16 protein-coding genes are annotated in these 20,000 nt (G+C 71.1%); 5 read left to right on the forward strand and 11 right to left on the reverse strand.

Annotated elements, in window-relative coordinates; genetic code table 11:
• Positions 1-145: 145 nt before the first annotated feature.
• Positions 146-568 (reverse strand): hypothetical protein, encoded by a 423-nt coding sequence (locus tag OG625_RS14175; protein WP_329380089.1) that lies wholly within the window; start codon positions 566-568, stop codon positions 146-148.
• Positions 569-711: 143 nt separating this feature from the next.
• Between OG625_RS14175 and OG625_RS14180 the strand changes: the two genes are divergently transcribed.
• From OG625_RS14180 to OG625_RS14195, 4 genes are all read left to right on the forward strand, one after another.
• Entirely contained in the window at positions 712-1,788 is a 1,077-nt protein-coding gene (locus OG625_RS14180; RefSeq protein WP_329380093.1) for a substrate-binding domain-containing protein, read from the forward strand.
• Positions 1,789-1,802: 14 nt separating this feature from the next.
• The gene (locus OG625_RS14185; RefSeq protein WP_329380097.1) at positions 1,803-2,993 is read left to right on the forward strand and encodes a toxic anion resistance protein; all 1,191 of its coding nucleotides are present in this window, start codon (positions 1,803-1,805) and stop codon (positions 2,991-2,993) included.
• Positions 2,994-3,142: 149 nt separating this feature from the next.
• The gene (locus OG625_RS14190; protein ID WP_443067715.1) at positions 3,143-4,723 is read left to right on the forward strand and encodes a substrate-binding and vWA domain-containing protein; all 1,581 of its coding nucleotides are present in this window, start codon (positions 3,143-3,145) and stop codon (positions 4,721-4,723) included.
• Positions 4,710-5,336 (forward strand): hypothetical protein, encoded by a 627-nt coding sequence (locus OG625_RS14195; RefSeq protein ID WP_329380100.1) that lies wholly within the window; start codon positions 4,710-4,712, stop codon positions 5,334-5,336. The genes OG625_RS14190 and OG625_RS14195 overlap by 14 nt, the downstream gene beginning before the upstream one ends.
• 113 nt (positions 5,337-5,449) lie before the next feature.
• On the opposite strand, the gene OG625_RS14200 is transcribed toward OG625_RS14195, so the two are convergent.
• Positions 5,450-7,297 (reverse strand): phosphoenolpyruvate carboxykinase (GTP), encoded by a 1,848-nt coding sequence (locus OG625_RS14200; protein WP_329380103.1) that lies wholly within the window; start codon positions 7,295-7,297, stop codon positions 5,450-5,452.
• 211 nt (positions 7,298-7,508) lie between these two features.
• On the opposite strand from OG625_RS14200, the gene trhA reads away from it, so the two are divergent.
• Entirely contained in the window at positions 7,509-8,186 is a 678-nt protein-coding gene (gene trhA, locus OG625_RS14205; RefSeq protein WP_329380105.1) for a PAQR family membrane homeostasis protein TrhA, read from the forward strand.
• A 37-nt stretch (positions 8,187-8,223) separates the two neighbouring features.
• On the opposite strand, the gene OG625_RS14210 is transcribed toward trhA, so the two are convergent.
• The 9 genes from OG625_RS14210 to OG625_RS14250 all read right to left on the reverse strand — a co-directional run bounded on the left by OG625_RS14210 (position 8,224) and on the right by OG625_RS14250 (position 20,000).
• Complete coding sequence (locus tag OG625_RS14210; protein ID WP_329380108.1) at positions 8,224-8,508, reverse strand: protealysin inhibitor emfourin; 285 nt, start codon at positions 8,506-8,508, stop codon at positions 8,224-8,226.
• Between the two features lie 12 nt (positions 8,509-8,520).
• Positions 8,521-9,621: a M4 family metallopeptidase gene (locus OG625_RS14215; protein WP_329380111.1), complete on the reverse strand. Its 1,101-nt coding sequence runs from the start codon at positions 9,619-9,621 to the stop codon at positions 8,521-8,523.
• Between the two features lie 147 nt (positions 9,622-9,768).
• Entirely contained in the window at positions 9,769-12,186 is a 2,418-nt protein-coding gene (locus tag OG625_RS14220) for a galactose oxidase-like domain-containing protein (protein ID WP_329380114.1), read from the reverse strand.
• Between the two features lie 22 nt (positions 12,187-12,208).
• Positions 12,209-13,393: a glycosyltransferase family 2 protein gene (locus OG625_RS14225; protein WP_329380116.1), complete on the reverse strand. Its 1,185-nt coding sequence runs from the start codon at positions 13,391-13,393 to the stop codon at positions 12,209-12,211.
• A gap of 6 nt (positions 13,394-13,399) precedes the next feature.
• Positions 13,400-15,115 (reverse strand): ArnT family glycosyltransferase, encoded by a 1,716-nt coding sequence (locus OG625_RS14230; protein ID WP_443067716.1) that lies wholly within the window; start codon positions 15,113-15,115, stop codon positions 13,400-13,402.
• A complete protein-coding gene (locus tag OG625_RS14235; RefSeq protein ID WP_329380119.1) occupies positions 15,112-16,449 on the reverse strand; it encodes a glycosyltransferase in 1,338 nt (445 codons plus the stop codon). The genes OG625_RS14230 and OG625_RS14235 overlap by 4 nt, the downstream gene beginning before the upstream one ends.
• Before the next feature lie 274 nt (positions 16,450-16,723).
• Positions 16,724-18,787, reverse strand: coding sequence for a thioredoxin domain-containing protein (locus OG625_RS14240; protein WP_329380122.1), 2,064 nt, complete (start codon positions 18,785-18,787; stop codon positions 16,724-16,726).
• Positions 18,788-18,811: 24 nt separating this feature from the next.
• Complete coding sequence (locus OG625_RS14245) at positions 18,812-19,213, reverse strand: hypothetical protein (RefSeq protein ID WP_329380124.1); 402 nt, start codon at positions 19,211-19,213, stop codon at positions 18,812-18,814.
• 25 nt (positions 19,214-19,238) lie between these two features.
• Entirely contained in the window at positions 19,239-20,000 is a 762-nt protein-coding gene (locus OG625_RS14250; protein ID WP_329380127.1) for a DUF4344 domain-containing metallopeptidase, read from the reverse strand.

Here is a 20,000-nt window from a genome sequence, read left to right on the forward strand (position 1 = left end):
GCCTGGGCTGCGGCGGCCGGCGCCGGGTTACGGCGGCTGGCGCGGGGTTACGGCGGCTGGCGCGCGGTTACGGCGGCTGGCGCGGGGTTACGGCGGCCGGCGCGGGGTACAGCCGCCGGCGTCGTGTACGGCGGCCGGCGCCGGGTTACGGCGCGGCCGTGAACTCCGCGTCGGCGACCCCGCACCACGGGGTCGCCCCCGCCGGCCAGACCGGGCCGAGCGCCTCCGCGCGCTCCATCGCCGCCGGGGCCACCCCGGGGATCTTCACCAGGGACTGCGCGGTACGGCTGCCCGGCGCCGCGACGGCGCGGTCGCGGAACTCCACCGTGACCACGTACGCGCCGGGCCCCTCGGCCCGGCCCGTCGCCTCCACCGCCGCCAGCACCCGCCGGCTCGCCGGATCGATACGGCACCCCGTGACCCGTACGTACTCCACCGCCGGCCGCGGCGCGGCCGCCCGCGGACCGTCACCGCTCGCCCACACGTACAGGCCCAGCGGGGCGAACACCAGCAGCCCCGCCAGCGTCACCAGACCCACCAGCCAGCCCTGCCATTTCAACGCGCTCACGCCCATGGCACGATCCTCCTCGGCGACCGCCCCGCCCACCAGCACCGGCGGGCCCACACAGCATTTCGAAGTGGGACCGCCTGGACACCTGACGTTCATTCAACTCCGCGCGGAATGTGGGTTTCCGCGAGCACGCTGCACTCGTGAGACGCATCCTAGGAATCGTCCTGGGCCTCCTCCTGATCGGCGGCGTCGCAGCCGTCGTCCTCCTCAAGGGGCAGGACCCGGAATCCACGGCAACGAAGACCGTGCGTGGCGTCATCGGCTCGGAGAAGTCCGACTTCTTCCGCGACCCGGACGTCGTCAAGGCCCTGAAGGAAAAGGGCTACACCGTGAAGGCGGAGTCCTCCGGCTCCTGGGCGATGGACCAACTCGCCCTCAAGGAGTACGACTTCGCCTTCCCCAGCAGCAGCGAGCCCGCCAAGGAGGTCGCGGCCGCCGCAGGGGTCCAAGGCGCCCAGGAGACCAAGCCCTTCTTCTCCCCCGTCGTCGTCATCGCCCGCCCCAACGCCGCCAAGATCCTCGGCGACGCCGGCCTCGTGAAGATGACGGGCACGAACACCGGGACCCTGCTCATGGGCCCCTACCTCAAGGCCGCCTCGGAGGACCGCAACTGGCAGCAGCTGGCCGGGGCCTCCGCCCACCCCGAACTGACCGGCAGGGTGTTCATCAAGACCACCGACCCGGCCACCTCCAACTCCGGCGCGCTCTTCCTCGCCCTCGCCTCCAACGTCGCCAACGGCAACAACATCGTCGACGACGACGCCGCGGTCGAGCGCACCGCGCCCCTGATGCGCAAGCTGATCTCCGTCCAGGGCTCCCTGGAGCCCAGCACCGACGGCCCGTTCCGCGCGTTCATCAGCGGCAGCGGCGAGCCCCTGATCCTGGCGTACGAGTCCCAGGTGGCCTCCATGCTGCTCCAGCGGCAGGACCCGGGCGAGATGGTCGTGCTCTACCCGGACACCACCGTCAACACGGCGCACACCTTCGTCCCGCTGAACGAGAACGCCCGCGACCTCGGCACCCTCCTCACCACGGACCCCCGGCTGCGCGAGCTGGTCATGCAGCGCGGGTTCCGCCCGCAGCAGGGCCTGGCCGAGTTCACCGCCGTCACCGCCCCGCACTCCGCCTACCTCAACCCGGGCCTGACCGGCATCCGCCAGGTGAACACGCCCACCGTGAAGATCCTGATGGCGCTGGCCCAGCGCGCCAAGGGCTAAGGGGGACCGACACGATGACACTGACACCACCAGAGGGCGGCACGTTCGTCCTCAGCCCTCCCGAGCCCGTCGCACCCGTCCGCCCCGAGCAGGCGTCCGGCCTGGTCCCGCTCCAGGACGGCGTGCGCGAGGAGATGGCCCGCCGCGCCGAGGAGTACATCGGCCGGCTCGCCGGGATCGACACCCGCTCCCCCGAGTTCGCGACGAAGATCGGCGAGATCGCCGGGCTCGGTACGGCCGACATTCGCAGCGCCGCCCAGCAGTCCAACCGAATGCTGGAGCGGGCCGTGCGTTCCCTCGGCTCGGACGGCGGCGGGGACGCCCAGGCCCGCGTCGCCGGCTCGCTCGTCGAACTGCGGCGCACCGTCGAGGACCTCGATCCGCGGGACGCTCCCGCCAAGGGGTTCGGCAAGCTGCTCTCGAAGCTGCCGGGCGGCAACAAGTTCCGCGACCACGTGGCGAAGTACGCCTCCTCCCAGGCCACCCTGAACCGGATCGTCGGCGCGCTGCGCGGCGGGCAGGACGAGCTGCGCCGCGACAACGCGGCGCTGCACACCGAGCGGGCCCGGCTGTGGGAGACGATGGGCAAGCTCCAGGAGTACGCGGTCCTCACCGAGGCGCTGGACACGGCCGTCGGACAGCGGATCGCGGAGGTGGCGGCGGCGGGCGACGCGCCGGCCGCCGACGCGATGCGGGCGGACGTGCTGTTCCCGGTGCGGCAGAAGCACCAGGACCTGCTGACGCAGCTCGCGGTGTGCGCGCAGGGGTACCTGGCGATGGATGTCGTACGGAGGAACAACGACGAGCTGATCAAGGGCGTCGACCGGGCCGCGACGACGACGGTGTCGGCGCTGCGGATCGCGGTGATGCTGGCGTCGGCCCTCGACCACCAGAAGAAGGTGATCGAGCAGGTCAACGCGCTCAGGGGGACGACCGAGGAGCTGATCCGAGGGAACGCGGAGATGCTGTCCTCGCAGAGCGGGGAGATCCAGCGGATCGCCGCCGATCCGGCGGTGGGCGCGGAGACCCTGCGGGCGGCCTTCGGGCAGATCTACAAGACGCTCGACGCGATCGACACGTTCAAGGTGCAGGCGACGGAGAGCATGGCGGCGACGGTGGAGTCCCTGACGGACGAGTTGCGGACGGCGTCGGAGTACTTGGCGCGGACGCGGACGGCCAGTGCCCTTGAGGGGGGTGGCCGGTGAGCGCGGCTGAGCGGGACGGGCGGCCGCTGCGCGGGGCCTCTTCCCCACCCCGCCCCTTCCCGAACTGGGGCTCCGCCCCAGACCCCGCTCCTCAAACGCCGGAGGGGCTGAATTCTGCCCGGCGGAGCCGGAAGGTGCGGCGGGGATGGGTGGCAGGGTTGGCGTTCGCCGTTCTCGCCGTTGCGACCGGGTGCAGTTCCGACGAGCCCTCCAAGGAGGCCAAGCCCACGGTCTACAAGGAGGGCACCCTGCGGGTGTTGGCCTCCAGTGAGCTGGCCGACATGAAGCCCGTGCTGGAGCAGGCCGAGAAGGCCACGGGGGTCAAGGTGGCCCTCACCTGGTCCGGGACCCTCGATGCCGTGGAGCAGGTCGCCTCCGGGAAGGCCGACGGGAAGTACGACGCGGTCTGGCTGGCCTCCAACGACTACCTGCGGCTGCGCCCCGAGGCCGCCGGGAAGCTCGCCAACGAGACCCCGGTGATGTCCTCGCCCGTCGCCCTCGGCGTCAAGCCCGAGGCGATGACCCGGCTCGGCTGGCAGCCCGAGGCGGTGACCTGGGCGAAGGTCCACGAGGCCGTCGCCGCCGGGAAGCTGACGTACGGGATGACCGATCCGGTGCGGTCCAACTCCGGGTTCTCCGCCCTGATCTCCGTGGCCTCCGCGCTCTCCGGCGCGCAGGCAGCGCTGACCGACGCGGACGTGAAGACGGCGCAGCCCAAGCTGAAGGAGTTCTTCTCCGGGCAGAAGCTGACCTCCGGTTCCTCGGGCTGGCTGGCCTCCGCCTACGCCAAGCGCGGGGACGTGGACGCCCTCGTCAACTACGAGTCCGTGCTCCTCGCCATGAACCGGGACTCGAAGACGAACCTGCAGGTGATCCGGCCGTTGGACGGGGTCGTCACCGCGCACTACCCGCTGACCCTGCTGACCTCGGCCCCGGCCGGGGCCCGCGAGTCGGGGCGGGTGCTGACCGACCACCTGCGCGGGGCGCAGGTTCAGCAGGCGATCACCGAGCAGACCTTCCGCCGCCCGGTCGTCTCCGGGGTGTCCCCGGCCGCCGGGCTGGGCGTGGAGAAGCGGCGCGAGCTGCCCTTCCCGGGCTCGCGGCCGGTCGCCGACGGGCTGCTGGCCTCGTACGAGAACGAGCTGCGCCGGCCCTCGCGGACGGTGTACGTGCTCGACACCTCGGGCTCGATGGCCGAGGAGGACCGCATCGGGCGGCTGAAGTCGGCGCTCACCGATCTGACGGGCACGGGCACCTCGGAGACCGGGCACCGGTTCCGGGACCGCGAGGAGGTCACGCTGCTGTCGTTCGGGTCGAAGGTGAAGGCGATCCACCCCTACGTGGTCGAGCCGGGCAGGCAGGCCGCCTCCCTGGACGCGATCCGCGCGGACATCGGCGGTTTGAGGCCGGAAGGGGGTACGGCGATCTACAGCAGTCTGGAGGCGGCGTACCAGCACATCGGCAAGGGCGGCTCGGACGCCTTCACCTCGATCGTGCTGATGACGGACGGGGAGAACACGGAGGGGGTGGGCGCCAAGCACTTCGACTCCTTCTACGCGGGGCTGCCCGAGGCGCAGAAGAACACGCCGGTCTTCGCGGTGCTGTTCGGGGACTCGGACCGCAAGGAACTCACCCACATCACCGACCTGACCGGCGGGCGGCTCTTCGACGCCACCGAGGGCAACGGTTCGCTGGACGGAGCGTTCGAGGAGATCCGTGGCTACCAGTAGAGGAGCGGGGAGCGCCGGGGGTCTGCTCGGCTTCCTGGAGTCGAAGAAGAACCTGGCCGGCTGCGCCTGCGGCGTGGCCGGCGTGGGCCTCGCCCTCACCGGGGCGGCCGGCGGGTGGTGGCCGGTGGTGGTCGCCGGGCTGTACGGGGCGGGCGCGCTGATCGCCCCGCCCGAGCGGGTCGCGGCGCCGGTCTTCGACCCGGGCGCGGAACTCGACGTACTGCGCGGGGACTTCGGGCTGCTGCGCGAGTACCTGGCCGGGGTGGACCTGCCGTCGGCGGCCGGGGACCGGCTGACCGAGCTGCTGGGCTTCTACGAGGCCCTGCTCGATCCGGGGTGGGTGGCGGAGGTCCTGGCCGCCGACCCGGAGTCGGTGCACGCGGTGTCGCGTGCGGTGCGCCAGGACGTGCCGGAGTGCGTGGACACGTACAACCGGACGCGCTGGTGGGCTCGGCTGACGCCGGGCTCCGAGTCCCCGGAGCGGCAGCTGGAACGGCAGCTGGACCTGCTGTTCGAGGAGGCGGAACGACTGACGGCCGACCTCCGCGAGGCGGAGGCCGGCCGTCAGCAGTCGCACACGACCTATCTGGAGGAGCGCGGACAGCACTCCTGAAGACTGGTCGGTGCAGCGGTGGGCGCCGCTTGGTCGGGGGCTCCCACAGCGGTGGGCGCCGCTTGGTCGGGGGCTCCCACGTTCATCGGCCCGGTGCTACCGGGATCGGGCTCTCAGCCCAGGCGCTCGACGAGCGCGTGGTACTGGTCCCACAGCTCCTTCGGCGTGTGGTCGCCGTAGGTGTTCAGGTGCTCGGGGACCAGGGCGGCCTCCTCGCGCCAGACTTCCTTGTCGACCGTGAGGAGGAAGTCCAGGTCGGCGGCCGGGAGGTCCAGGCCGTCGAGGTCGAGGGAGTCCTTGGTCGGCAGGACGCCGATGGGGGTCTCCACGCCTTCGGCGGTGCCGTCGAGGCGGCCGACGATCCACTTCAGGACGCGGCTGTTCTCGCCGAAGCCGGGCCACACGAACTTGCCCGCGTCGTTCTTGCGGAACCAGTTCACGTAGTAGATCTTCGGGAGCTTGGACTGGTCCTTGTCGGCCGCGACCTTGACCCAGTGGGCCATGTAGTCGCCCATGTTGTAGCCGCAGAACGGCAGCATGGCGAAGGGGTCGCGGCGCAGCTCGCCGACCTTGCCCTCGGCGGCGGCGGTCTTCTCGGAGGCGATGTTCGAGCCGATGAAGACGCCGTGGTTCCAGTCGAAGGACTCGGTGACCAGCGGCACGGCGGAGGCGCGGCGGCCGCCGAAGAGGATCGCGGAGATCGGGACGCCCTTGGGGTCCTCCCACTCGGGGGCGATCGTCGGGCACTGGGAGGCGGGGACGGCGAATCGGGCGTTCGGGTGGGCCGCCGGGGTGTCGCTCTCCGGGGTCCAGGCGTTGCCCTTCCAGTCGACGAGGTGCGCGGGCGCCTCTTCGGTCATGCCCTCCCACCACACGTCGGAGCCGTCCGGGGTGAGCGCGACGTTGGTGAAGACGGTGTTCGCGTACATCGTCTTCATGGCGTTGGCGTTGGTGTGCTCGCCGGTGCCGGGGGCCACGCCGAAGAAGCCGGCCTCGGGGTTGATCGCGTACAGGCGTCCGTCCTCGCCGAAGCGCATCCAGGCGATGTCGTCACCGACGGTCTCGACGGTCCAGCCGGGGATCGTGGGCTCCAGCATGGCGAGGTTCGTCTTGCCGCAGGCGGACGGGAAGGCGGCGGCGATGTACCTCGCGTCGCCCTCGCCCTGCGGCGGGGTGAGCTTGAGGATCAGCATGTGCTCGGCGAGCCAGCCCTCGTCGCGGGCCATGACGGACGCGATGCGCAGGGCGTAGCACTTCTTGCCGAGCAGGGCGTTGCCGCCGTAGCCGGATCCGTAGGACCAGATCTCGCGGGTCTCGGGGAAGTGCGAGATGTACTTGGTGGTGTTGCACGGCCACGGGACGTCCGCCTGGCCCTCTTCCAGGGGAGCGCCGAGGGTGTGTACGGCCTTGACGAAGAAACCGTCGGTGCCGAGCTCGTCGAGGACGGCCTTGCCCATGCGGGTCATGGTGCGCATGGCGACGGCGACGTAGGCGGAGTCGGTGATCTCGACGCCGATCGCGGAGAGCTCGGAGCCGAGCGGGCCCATGCAGAAGGGCACGACGTACATCGTGCGGCCCTTCATGGAGCCGCGGAAGATGCCTTCCTGGCCGCTGAACATCTCCTTCATCTCGGAAGGAGCCTTCCAGTGGTTGGTCGGGCCCGCGTCCTCCTCCTTCTCGGAGCAGATGAAGGTCCGGTCCTCGACGCGCGCGACGTCGGAGGGGTCGGAGGCGGCGTAGTACGAGTTCGGGCGCTTGGTCTCGTCGAGCTTCTTGAACGTGCCCTTGGCGACGAGCTCCTCGCAGAGGCGCTCGTACTCGGCCTCGGAACCGTCGCACCACACGACGCGGTCCGGCTGGGTCAGGGCAGCGATCTCGTCCACCCATGAGATCAGCGCCTCGTGCCCGGTGGGTGCGCTCGTCGGGACGGAAGTGGTGGGAGCCGCGTTGTCGCGCGCCACGATTGCTCCTTGTTGAGGGGTTTGTTTGGTGTGTGCCCCGTGGGGGCCGCGACCCGGACGCTTCGCGCTCCGCTCATCCGGTGTCGACCGCACTCATCTGATCATCCGGTGGATGTGCGCATATGTCCAGAGGGCCTCTCACGTGAGCATCGCCACGTCCGTCAATCTTCCGTAAAGAGGACTAACGGAAACCTACGGACCCGTAGGTAGCATGTCCGCCATGACTTCTGACGCCGCCGCCGCACCGGCAGAGCCGGAGGCCAAGCCGCTGATGCGCGGCTGGCTGCACACCGCAATGTTCCCCGCAGTGGTGATCGCGGGCCTGGTGCTGATGGCCTTCACCGACTCGACGGAGGCCCGGGTGGCCTGCGGCGTCTACATCCTCACCGCCTGCCTGCTCTTCGGCGTGAGCGCGGTCTACCACCGCGGTACGTGGGGGCCGCGCGGCGAGGCCATCCTGCGGCGCCTCGACCACGCCAACATCTTCCTGATCATCGCGGGCACCTACACCCCGCTGACCGTCCTGCTGCTCCCGCCCTCCACCGGGCGGACCCTGCTGTGGGCGGTCTGGATCGCGGCCGCCGCGGGCATCGCGTTCCGCGTCTTCTGGGTCGGCGCCCCGCGCTGGCTGTACACCCCCTGCTACATCGCCATGGGCTGGGCGGCCGTCTTCTTCCTGCCCGACTTCATGCGCAGCGGCGGCATCGCCGTCCTGGTCCTGGTGATCGTCGGCGGCCTGCTCTACAGCGTGGGAGGGGTCATCTACGGGATGAAGCGGCCCAACCCCTCCCCCCGCTTCTTCGGCTTCCACGAGGTCTTCCACTCGCTGACCCTCGCGGCCTTCGTCGCCCACTACGTCGGCATCTCGCTCGCCGCGTACTCGCAGTGAGCGACGGGGCCGGCGCGGCCTACCCGGCTTCCCCCGCCTACGCGCCGTCCCGGAGCACCCGCGCGACCAGTTCCTCCTGTGCCTCGCTGATGTCCGGGTCCACGAACTCGACGGTGCGGTTGTCCACGGTCACCGTGTACCGGTAGCCGTCCGGCACCCCCGCGGCCGGGCCCGCTCCCGCCTCTTCCCTCGCCTCCGCCTCGGCGAGGACCTGCGCCGCGAGGCGCTCCAGTTCGGCCGCGTCGGGCCGGCCGGAGGTCTCCAGCTCGGCCTTGTACGTGATGCCGGCGAAGCCGCCGCTCCTGGTCACGCGGATGCGCATGACGCCGCCGGGTCAGCCATTGCCGTTGCCGTTCACGCCGACGTGGGCCCATGCCTTGAGGACCGCTTCGAGCTCCGTCCCCTGCCCGAAGCGGCGCTTGGTGGCGGCGACCGTGGCCTCGGCGAACTGCTTGAAGGTGGCGCGCCGGGACAGCTCGCCGGAGGTGAGCGTGTCGTACCAGATCTGCCCCGCCCGCTCCCAGGCGAAGCCGCCGATGGCGCTCGCGACCAGGAAGAAGGCCCGGTTCGGGATGCCGGAGTTGATGTGGACGCCGCCCTCGTCCTCGTCGGTCTCCACGAACCGGTCCATGTGGTCGGGCTGCGGATCCCGCCCGCCGAGCATGCGGTCGTCGTAAGCCGTGCCGGGCGACTTCAGCGAGCGCAGGGCCTGCCCGCGCACCGCGGGGGTGAAGAGGCCCGCGCCGATCAGCCAGTCGGCCTCCTCCGCGGTCTGCCGGCGGGAGAACTGCTTCACCAGGCTGCCGAAGACGTCGGACATGGACTCGTTGAGGGCGCCGGACTGGTCCTCGTAGACGAGGTCCGCCGTGAACTGGGTGACACCGTGCACGAGCTCGTGGGCGACGACGGCCTTGTCGAGCGTGAAGTCGTTCCAGACCAGGCCGTCACCGTCGCCGAAGACCATGGCCTCGCCGTCCCAGAAGGCGTTGTTGAAGCCGCGGCCGAAGTGGACGGTCGCGTCCAGCGGCAGGTTGGCGTCGTCGATCGAGCGGCGGCCGTAGACCTCCTCGAAGAAGGTGAAGGTGAGGCCGAGGGCGTCGTACGCCCGGTTGACCGTGCCGTCGAGCACCGGGCCCTCCCCCTCGGACCGCACCAGGTCACCGGGCTGTCTGCGGCTCTGGTGGGTGTCGAAGACCGAACGCCGCAGGAGGGGCGGGCCGACCGGCGCCGCCGCCCGCGCTTCTCTGGGCGCCTCCTTCCGCCTCTCCCGGAACATCTCGTCGATCGTCAGGGTCTTCTCGGCGGCCTCGCGGATCTCGGCGTCGTCCGCCTCGGCCAGTCTGTCGAGGATGTAGGGCGGCAGGATGCCGCAGACGCAGTGGGCTGACTTCGGCGCCCGGCGTGCGCCGTCGAGGGGGCGTTCAGTGGTTTCCACACCGGAGAACGTGCATGCCCCGGGCGGCGGAGGTCACGCGCCGCCCCCGGATCTCACCCGTACGCCCCGGCGGATTGGCCCGAACGGCCCCGTGGGCGGGGGCCCGGCCGCCGTGCGCGGCCGGGCCCCCCTTTCCGTACCGGGCGACTAGCAGGTGTAGCCGTCCCGGTCCGGGTCCAGGCGCAGCGGATCGCTGCCGTTGACCTTCATGCGCTTCGGGTACTGGTGGGCGGCCAGCCAGTCGCAGCGGGCCTTCGTCGTCCCCTTCACCTCGGCCGGGAAACGGGTCGGCACGCACAGGTTGACCGTGCCGTAGTGGCGGTCGCAGCCCGCGATGCTCGGTGCGACCGGGGCGGAGTCCCGCTTGGCGGGGTTCTGCTTCGGGGCCCCCAGCTCGTTCGCGAAGGTGTGCTGGTGAGCGGAGGGCGGCTCGGCGGTGGCCGCGAGCGCCGAGGGGCCGCCCAGGTGCACCCACTGCGCGATGGACGGGACGCCGTTCGCGTCGACCGCGAAGAGCATGTACCAGCCGGGCGGCGCCAGGTTCGGGTTGCTGGTGACGTTGAGGTCGATGGTCGTGCCGTTGACCACCGTCAGCGGCAGGTCCACGAACCGCTGGTTGGGGTCCGAGGAGTGGGTGACCGCCGCCGGACGGATCAGCTCCGCCTTGGCGACCGCCCGGTTCACGGTGATCCGCTGCGTGTCCCCGTACACCCACTGCTTGTCGATCACCGAGGTGATCTGCGGGCGCGGGCCCTTGAAGAGGTACGGCGGGGTGTAGATCGACACGTTGTGGTTGTAGGTGCCGTTGCCCGGGTTGTCGCCGACCGACATGACCCGGCCGTCGGGCAGCAGGAACGACCCGGAGTGGTAGGTGCGCGGGATCGGGTCGGTGGCCAGGCCCGCCTGATAGGTGTTGGTGGTCGGGTCGAAGAACGAGGCCTCGTAGACCGGGTCGGCCCGGTCGTGCAGCCCGCCGCCCGTCTCCAGCACCTTGCCGTCCGGGAGCAGCACCGCGGACACGAACATCTTGCCCTCGGCGCCGGTCTGCGGCCGCTTGCCCTGCCCCTGGTCGACCAGGCCCTGCGGGATGTCGGGCCCGGCGGTGTAGGCGGGGCTCGGCTGCTTCAGGTCGATGATGTCGGTGAGCCGGTTCGCGGCCGGGTTGCGCTCGTTGTTGCCGCCGCCGATGGTCAGGACCCGCTGGTCCTGCGCGGGCGGCAGCAGCACGCTCGCCGACTCGTCGCGCTCGTCCTTGTTCCGCAGGCCGGGCACGTCGGTGATGGTGTTGGCGTCGTAGTCGTAGACCGAGGCGCCTGTGCCGGGGGTGCCGTTGCCGAAGGTGTGGCTGCCGGAGTAGAAGAGCCGGCCGTCCTGCATGAGGATCATCGACGGGTACAGGCCCCAGTAGGACCAGGTCTGGTTGACCTCGTTCATCGGCAGCCACTTGTTCTGCGCCGCCGAGAACTTCTCCGCGGTCACGTTGCCCGTGGAGTCCTCCTTCAGGCCGCCGAAGGAGATCACGTCACCGTTGCCGAGGATCGTCGCCGACGGGTACCAGTGCCCGCCGTTCATGTCGTTCGTCTTCGTGTACGTCTCGGTCGTCGGGTCGAAGGTGTACGAGTCCTTCAGCCCCTGGTAGCCGATCGTGCCGTCGGCGGACGGGTACCCCTTGTTGCCGCTCATCACCAGCACCCGGCCGTCGGACAGCTGCACGTGGCCCGAGCAGAACATGTCCACCGGCGTCGGGATCGTCTTGACCGTCCCGTTCACCGGGTCGTAGACGGCGGAGGTGAAGGTGCCCGCGTTGAACTGGGCAATGTCGTTGCCCGATCCGGCGATCAGCAGCACCTTGCCGTTCTTGAGGACGACGGCGTGCATCGAGCGCACGGGGTTCTTGGTGGCCATCACCTCCCACTTGCCCTTGGCGCACTCCTCCGCCGTGCCCGAGCAGGTCGGCTGCGGCGGGACCGCGCCCACCTCCTCCAGTACGTAGTCGTCGGTGGTGAGCGTGCCCACCCCGTAGACGGAGAGCCCCCACGCGATCTTGTCGGTGTTCGGCGGGACGGCCGGCGTACGTACCTCCGTACGCGCCCACGCGGCGCTCACCGGCGGATTCTGCAGGTCGGTCCAGTACTGCCAGCCCGCCGTCGTGTCGTGGCGGAACACGGTCACCGACACGTCCGGGGTGTCCGACTTGTACCAGGCGGCCAGGTCGTACTGCTTGCCCGGCACGACCGTCGGCGCGCAGGTGCCGTCCTCGGTGACCAGGGCCTTGCGGTCGCCGGACACGCGGCGGGTGAGCGAGACCTTCATCGCCTTGGTCCCGCTGTGCGCGTCCGCGACGGTGGCGAAGGTGAAGTCGTTGTCGCCCCAGCCGGATTTGGACCAGCAGGACGGCATGTCGGAGCCGGGCGCGCCGGCCGTCTCGAAACCGGGGTTGGAGAGCAGGTTGGGCGGTCCGGCCGTGGCCTGCTGCGGTGCGGTCAGCAGCAGGCCTGCGGTCATCGCCCCGACGGTCAGCAGCGCGGCCCGCCGCCCTGCCCTCCGCCGGATCTTCAGACGCATGGAAAGTTCCCTTCTGTGCGGCTCAACTCCTGGTGGTGCGTTCAGGCTTGGGCGCCTTGCGCGGCAGGTAGACGAGGGCCTCGGTCGCCGCGAACCGCAGGACGAAGGTGGTGACGAGGGCGAGCGCGGTGGCCGGCAGGACCGCCATCCCGAACTTGGCGACGAACACCGCGATCAGCGGGATCCGCAGCAGCAGATCGGCATTGGCAAGCAGCGCGAACCGGCCGATCCGGTCCGCCCAGTGCCGGTGCAGGCGGCGGTCACGGAAGAGCAGGGCCTCGATGAGGACGAAGTTCCACAGCACTCCCGCCTGGTTGGCGAGGATCTCGGCCGGGAGGTAGTGCATCCCGCCCTGCGTGAGCAGCCACAGCGCGGCCAGGTTCGGGACGAAGCCGGAGAGCCCGATCAGACCGAAGCCGATCATCCGGGCCAGCGGGGTCGCCGAGCGCAGCGAGGCCAGGTGCGCCAGGAAGCGCATGCCCTCGCGGGCGGTGGACTTCGACTCCCCGGAGTAGCGGTCCTGGAAGACGAACGGCACCTCGGCGACCTTGCCCGGGCGGCAGCGCACCGCCAGCTCCAGCAGGATCTTGTAGCCGAGGGGTTTGAGGGCGTCCGCGGTGACCACCGAGCGGCGCATCGCGAAGAAGCCGCTCATCGGGTCGCTGATGCCGCGCAGGGCGCGCGGGAAGAGGCCCTTGGTCAGCCAGGTCGCGCCCCGCGAGACGGCGATCCGGTAGCTCCCGGCGAGCCCGGCCCGGCTGCCGCCGCTGATGTAGCGGGAGGCCACGACCAGGTCGGCGCCGGTGCGCATCCCCTCGCCGACGAGTTCGGGCACCAGGTGGGGCGGGTGCTGGAGGTCGGCGTCCATGACGACGATCCAGTCGGTGTCCGCCCGCCGGATCCCCTCGACGACGGCGCCGCCGAGCCCGCCGTCGGCCACCTCCCGGTGCAGGACCGAGATCCGGAAGGGGTGGTCGGCGGCCGCCTTCTCGATGGCGGCGGGGGTGTCGTCCGTGGAGTCGTCCACGAACAGCACCTCGCAGGGCAGGTGCTCGGGCAGCGCGGCACCGAGCCGGCGCAGCAGCTCCGCGACGTTCCCCGACTCGTTGAAGGTCGGGATGATGAGGGTGACACTGCCGGTCAGGGCCCCCGGAACGGCGGGCCCCGCTTCGACCGGGGCATGGGGGGACCACAGGTCCTCGGTCATGGCGGATCAGCTCCCGGTCGGGCGGTCGGCGGATGCTGCGGAAGTGACGCGGTCGGTCCGGTCGGTCCGGCGGATCTCGATGCGGTCCTCGCCCTCGCCGAAGACGGCCACGACGGTCGAGTGCTCCAGCGCCGCCTTCACGTTCGGCAGGTCCCGCGCATCGCGGCGCACGGTCGGCGAGGAGACCACGTAGTCGATGTCCCGCCAGCCGCCCGGCAGGGTCTTGGTGACGGCCGGGTCGAGGTCGGCCTTGTAGAACCAGATGGCCCCGAGCCCCGGCTCGAAGCCGTGGTGCACGGCGTCCAGCCAGAGCGCGTCGTCGAGCAGGACGCGGGTGTGCGCGGGGTCGTCCACCTCGCTGCCGAGCCAGGCCGCGGCCTGCCGGTACGGGGCGTTCGCGTCGACGGTGAGCGCGGTGCGGTTGCCGTCGTACCAGCGCGGCAGTGCGTACACCGCGGCGGAGGCGGCCAGTACCCCGATCAACGCCCAGCGCGCCCACAGCAGTTCGCGCCGCTCCCCCGCGGTGCGGCGGCGGCGCAGCACGGCGTGCGTGACGCTGGCCGCGCCCCCGGCGAGGACGAGCGCGAGGAAGGGCAGCGCCTGGATCACGTACATCGCCGGGAGGTAGCCGGTGGGCCGCATCGCGACGAGCGCCAGGATGACGCAGGCCAGTGCGGGACCGGCGAGCGCGCGGGCGGTGACCGACCAGCGCAGGGTGACGAGCAGCAGCACGGCGCCCGCCAGCCCGCCGAGCGGCAGGACCGTGTCGTAGTAGAGCCAGGAGCGGAAGACCCCGTTCGAGCCGGTGCCCGGGGTGAGGATGAAGCCGGAGCCGGGGCGGCTCATCTGGTAGGTGATGCCGTCGATGAGCGAGACGTGCCCGGCGCCGGGCAGCAGCTCGCTGTTGAGGAGGGCGTAGAGCGGGTACGACAGGCCGATGAGCGCACAGGCGGTGATGGCCCCGGTGACGGCGAACTTGCGGGTGTCGCGGTGGCTGTGGCGCCACATCGTCACCAGCAGCGCCGGCAGCACCACCAGCATCGTCTCCTTGGTCAGCACGCCGGTGGCGGCCGCCAGCCCGGAGCCGAAGTGGTGCCACAGGTGCCGGCTGGGGGAAGCGGCCAGGCAGAAGGCCAGCAGCATCCACATCACGGCGATGTTGTCGAGGAAGATCTCGCGCTGGAGCACGACCGAGAGCGGCGAGAGCCCGAAGAGGGCCATCGCGAGCCCGGCCGCCCAGCGCGGCAGCCACAGCCGGCGCGCGAGCACGTAGATCAGCACGGCACTGGCGGCGGACACCGCGAGCATCGAGAAGCGCATCGGCGCGACGGTCATCCAGTCGGGCACGAAGAGGGACGGCAGGTACGTCAGCCCGGCGAGCTGGATCCAGCCGAGCGGCGGATGGTCGTACCAGTACGTGTAGTGGGCGAGCCCGTCACCCTGCTGGACGGCCCAGGCCTGGGCGAGGTAGGTGCCCTCGTCGTCGCTCAGGGTCGGGAAGTTGGTGATGTTCCAGCCCTGCACGAGGACGATCACCAGCAACAGGGCGCCGCACAGCAGCAGATCGGGACGCGAGGAGCGGAAGCGCACGAGCGGCCGGACGGACACGGGCCTGACGCCCAGGCCCCCGCCCGGGCTGCGCTGGGCCGGAGCGGTGGCGGTGGCGGCGGCAGTGCCGGTCGGGGACTGGGGATCAGTGGCCGTGGGCAGGGTGGCGGTCACTGGCTGACGTCCTCTCGGATCGCGGTGACGGGTACGGCGGTGGCGGCGGTAGCGGTGGCGGTGGCGGCACTCGTCGGCAACGCCGTCGGCGTCGGCGACGTCAGGTGCGCGCCGGTGTGGCTGGTCAGCTCCCACTCGTTGCGGCCGCGCTGCTCGCGCCAGACCGCGCGGATCGCGGCGCCCGCCAGCATCACCTGGTAGAACGGGCCGCCGACGACGAGCTTGACGTAGTGCACGAAGCGCACGCGCAGCCCGTACTGGCGGCCGAAGTCGTGCAGTCCGACGATCTCGAACACGAAGGTCACCATCGCCGCGAGCATCGGCAGGAAGGTGATGAACGCGATCCCGACGGGCACGTCGAGGAAGACCGCCACCGCGAAGTTGACCGGGATGATCACCCCGGAGGCGGCCTGCATGAAGGGGGTCATCAGCGTGTAGCGGGCCAGCCAGCGCTGACCGCGGCCGGGCAGCTGCTGCCAGTCCTTCTTGCGGTACACCTGGAGGAAGCCCTGGTTCCAGCGGGTGCGCTGCTTGAGCAGGCTCATCAGCGAGCCGGGCGTCTCCTCGCGGGTCACCATGTCGGAGTCGTACGCGACGACCACCTTCTTGCCGACGGACGACAGTCGCACGCCCAGGTCGCAGTCCTCGGCGAGGCAGTTCTGGTCCCAGCCGCCGGCCTCGCGCAGCACCTCGGTGCGCACGAAGACGGTGTTGCCGCCGAGCGGGATGAAGCCCTTCTCGGCGTGCAGGTGCAGCCGGGAGCGGAACCAGAAGAAGTACTCCAGGCAGTTGCGCAGGCTGTACCAGCTGGAGTGGAAGTTGATGAGCTGGACCCCGCCCTGGACCACGTCGGCGCCGGTGGAGCGGAAGGCGTGGTCGACGTGGGAGAGGAGCTCGGGGTGGACCTGGTCCTCGGCGTCGAAGACCCCGACGATGTCGCCCCGGCAGTGCGGGAGGGCGGTGTTGAGCGCCTTGGGCTTGTTCTTGGTCTCGTGGTGGTCGACGACGACCCGCACCCGGTCGGGCGCGCGGTCAGCGGCGCGTTCGGCGACGGCGGCCGTCTCGGGGTCGTCGTGCCCGACGATCACGATGATCTCGTAGTCGGCGTGGCTCGATTCCAGCAGCCGCTCGATGGTGTGCTCCAGGACCGCCTGCTCGTGGCGGGCCGGGAGCAGCAGGGAGAAGGCCAGGCGGCCGCCCCCGTCGGGGCGGTCGAAACGCGTCGAGGCGAGCACCTCCGGCGTCCGCCACGCGTGCATCTGCCACCAGAGCGTGAACGCGGCGATCCCGAAGAGCGCAAGCGAAATGACCGAAATGAACACAGCTGTGAACACAGCGTCCCCCCACAGGCATGCCGCAACCCCGAGCGGCAGTCGTCAATCCCCCCGGAGACTCACGGCGGGCCCCCCGGCCCGCCGTCCGTCGCCTCCGCTTCCCCCTCGTGCGCGCACCCCCAGTGCGCGGTCGCGGTGGCCTTCCGGCCACACTCCGACAACTCTCGAAGACATGAGGTTAGGCAGTGAACATGACACTCAGGTGCTGTGTCGATAAAAAACGCGTTACCGAACTTCCCTGTCACTAAACGGAATTGACGGCACTCCGTCCTCTTCAGGGACGAACCGTCCCCAACTGCTCACCCAGCTCGACCGGATCCGTCGTAGGCCGCGCGCAGACGAAATGTCGACACACATACGCCGTCGGGAGGTCGTGCACGAGTGTGCGCTCGGCCAAGAGGGGGAACTCGCCACCGCTGCCGTCAGCCGCCCGCGGCAGCCCGACCGCCACCACCGCCCCGGGAGCCGTCCCCAGCAGCGCCGTCCGGTGCAGCACCGCCCGGTCCGGGTCCTCCGGATGGCCGACGACCGCCACCTCGCGCGGCCCGTCGAGCAGCGCCTCGGCGACCGCCAACCCGTGCCCGATGAACCGCGGCGCCCGCGGCCCGAGCGCGTGCACCACTCCGAGCGCCCGCTCGGCCGCCGTACGGTGGGGGTCCGAACCGGTGTGGGCGGCGTACGAGAGCAACGCGCCCGCGGCGGCGGTCCAGCCGGACGGGGCGGCGGTGTCCGTCGGATCCTGCGGCCTGCGGATCAGCTTCTCGGCATCGTGCGCGGTGTCGTACAGCGACCCGTCCTCGGCGGTGAACCGGTCCAGGACCAGGTCGACGAGGAAGCCGGCGAACTCCAGCCACACCCCCTCGCCGGTCACGGACGCCAGCGCGAGGAACCCGTCGGCGACATCGCCGTAGTCCTCCAACACCCCGGCGTTGGGCCCCACTTGCCCGTCCCGGCTGGTCCGCGCCAGCCGCGCCTTCCCGGACGCCACGTCGAAGTGAACCCGCACCAGCAGATCGGCGGCCTCCGTGGCCCGCTCGACCAGATCCGGCCGCTCGAAGTACGCCCCGCACTCGGCGAGGGCCGCGATGGCCAGCCCGTTCCAGGCGGCGACGACCTTGTCGTCCCGCCCGGGCGCGGGCCGCCCGTCCCGCGCGGCGAGCAGCCGGGCCTTGATCCCGGCGACCCTGTCGGCGTCCGCGGCCGGCCCGTCCTGCGGCAGCTGCAGGACGCTCTTCCCGTGCTCGAAGGTCCCCTCCTCCGTCACCCCGAAGTACGCGACGGCCAGCTCCCCGTCCTCCTCCCCGAGCGCCTCGCGCAGCTCGGCGGGGGTCCAGGCGTAGTAGGCCCCTTCGACGTGCTCGCCGCTGACCGGGTCCTCACTGTCGGCGTCGAGCGCGGAGGCGAACCCGCCCTGCTCGGTGCGCAGTTCCCGCACCATGAAGTCGGCGGTCTCCAGGGCGACGCGGCGGGCGAGGTCGGAGCCGGTGGTGCGCCACAGGTGGGCATAAACCCGGCAGAGCAGCGCATTGTCATACAACATCTTCTCGAAGTGCGGGACGATCCACTCCCGGTCCACGGAGTACCGCGCGAACCCGCCGCCGAGTTGGTCGTAGATCCCACCCCGCGCCATGGCCTCACAGGTATCGGCGGCCATCTGCAGCGCACCCTCGGACCCGGTCCGCGCGTGGTGGCGCAGCAGGAACTCCAGCACCATCGACGGCGGAAACTTCGGCGCCCCGCCGAACCCGCCGCGCACGGCGTCGTACTCCCGCGTCAGACCGAGCAGCGCCTGCGCGAGCTCCTCGGCCCCCGGAGTCCCGGCCTTCCCGTAGTCCAACTGCCGCCCGGACAGGTCCCGTACGATCTTCCCCGCCACCTCGGCCACCTCCTCGCGCCGGCCCACCCAGGCGGTGCGTACGCCTTCGAGGACCTGCATGAAGGAGGGCATGCCGTGGCGGGGCTCGGGCGGGAAGTAGGTCCCGAAGTAGAAGGGCTCGGCGTCTTCGGTGAGGAACACGGTCATGGGCCAGCCGCCCTGCCCGGTGGCGGCCTGGACGGCCTCCATGTAGACGGCGTCGACGTCGGGACGCTCTTCGCGGTCGACCTTGACGTTGACGAAGTGCTCGTTCATGTACGCGGCCGACAGCTCATCCTCAAAGGATTCGTTGGCCATGACGTGACACCAATGACACGAGCTATACCCAACGCTTAGCAGAACGGGTACACCACGCTCACGCGCCTCCGCGAAGGCCTCCGGCGACCAGGGCCACCAGTCGACGGGGTTGTCGGCGTGCTGGAGCAGATACGGCGAGGTCTCGTTCGCGAGGCGGTTCGGCATGGGGCCATCCTGCCCCAACGGGGGTCAGGGCAGGTGGTGCGGCTCGGCGTAGCCGTTCGCGAGGAACAGGGCCTTCGCCACCAGGGTGAGGTTCGCCTCGGTGAGGTACTCACCGGTGTAGCGGAGCGAGATGGGGTAGTGGCCCCACAGGCTGAGGATGATCCTGAGGACCGCGATGTCCTCGTTCCACTCCCCGAACGCGCCCGCTTCGAGCGCATCCCCGACGCGCCGGAAGGGGAGGCCGGCCCAGACCGTGCCGTCCTCTTCGACCCCGCCGTCGACGTAGGGGCGCAGTCGCGGGTCGTGCAGCCAGACGCCGTGATGTTCCAGCAGCCAGACGGCCGCTTCGACGGACCACACGTGGCTCGCGCCCCGCCGCAGGGCCGCGAGGAAGTCGTCCGGCGACGTCTCGGAGAAATCGATCATTCGTGCACGGTACGCGGCCGGGGGATCAGCGGCGCAACAGCGGGGTCAGGTCTCGGGTCCAGGCCTCGCGGGTGGCGGCCCAGGTCCCGGCGCAGTGGGCGCGGGCCGGGGTGGCGAGGTTCCGGTGGCGGGTGGGGGCCGCGTCGCCGTGGACCGCGCAGCGGTGGGATTCGGCGCGGGTGGCGGGTGGGGCGTGTTCGTCCGCGGGGTCCGGGGTGGGGTCGGCGGCGGCTGCGAGGTCGTAGGCGCGGGCGGCGGTCAGGAGGGTGTCCTCGCCCTCCGGGTGGCCGCGCAGGAGCATCAGCTGGGCGAAGCGGTCGGCGGCGTCCTCCTCGGCGCGGGCGCCCGCGTCGGGGAGGTCCAGTGCGTCGCGGAGGGCGTGGCCGGCCTCGTGGTAGAGGGTCTCGCGGGTGAGGTCGGCGAGGTCCTCGTCCTGGAGCCAGGACTCGGCCCGCTCGAACGCCTCGCGTTCCTCGACGAGGTCTTCGTAGCAGAGGTCGATGCGGCGCTCGGACGGGTCGTAGGCGGTGCCTTCGCCCGCGCAGGAGCGGGCGACGACCATGACGCGGTGCGGGAGGTCGACGTACGCGTTGAGGTCGGCCAGCACGAAATCGGCGATCTGCCAGTTCCGCAGGAAGCGGTGGACGTCGCGGTCGGCGGCCGTCGCGGGCTCTTCGAGGCGGAGGACGAATCCCTTGTCGGGGAGCTCCTGTTCGAACCCGGTGGTCGACCAGACCATCAGGAGCCCCGCCGCGCAGCCGACCAGGACCGCGAGACCTCGCCACAC

It is taken from the genome of Streptomyces sp. NBC_01351 (assembly GCF_036237315.1).
GTDB lineage: Bacteria > Actinomycetota > Actinomycetes > Streptomycetales > Streptomycetaceae > Streptomyces.

Bases quoted from the DNA above. Each gene is read 5' to 3' on its own strand.
- OG625_RS14185 (WP_329380097.1), top strand. From the start codon at position 1,803: ATGACACTGACACCACCAGAGGGCGGCACGTTCGTCCTCAGCCCTCCC.
- OG625_RS14220 (WP_329380114.1), bottom strand. From the start codon at position 12,186: ATGCGTCTGAAGATCCGGCGGAGGGCAGGGCGGCGGGCCGCGCTGCTG.
- trhA (WP_329380105.1), top strand. From the start codon at position 7,509: ATGTCCGCCATGACTTCTGACGCCGCCGCCGCACCGGCAGAGCCGGAG.
- OG625_RS14240 (WP_329380122.1), bottom strand. From the start codon at position 18,787: ATGCCGAACCGCCTCGCGAACGAGACCTCGCCGTATCTGCTCCAGCAC.
- OG625_RS14225 (WP_329380116.1), bottom strand. From the start codon at position 13,393: ATGACCGAGGACCTGTGGTCCCCCCATGCCCCGGTCGAAGCGGGGCCC.
- OG625_RS14210 (WP_329380108.1), bottom strand. From the start codon at position 8,508: ATGCGCATCCGCGTGACCAGGAGCGGCGGCTTCGCCGGCATCACGTAC.
- OG625_RS14245 (WP_329380124.1), bottom strand. From the start codon at position 19,213: ATGATCGATTTCTCCGAGACGTCGCCGGACGACTTCCTCGCGGCCCTG.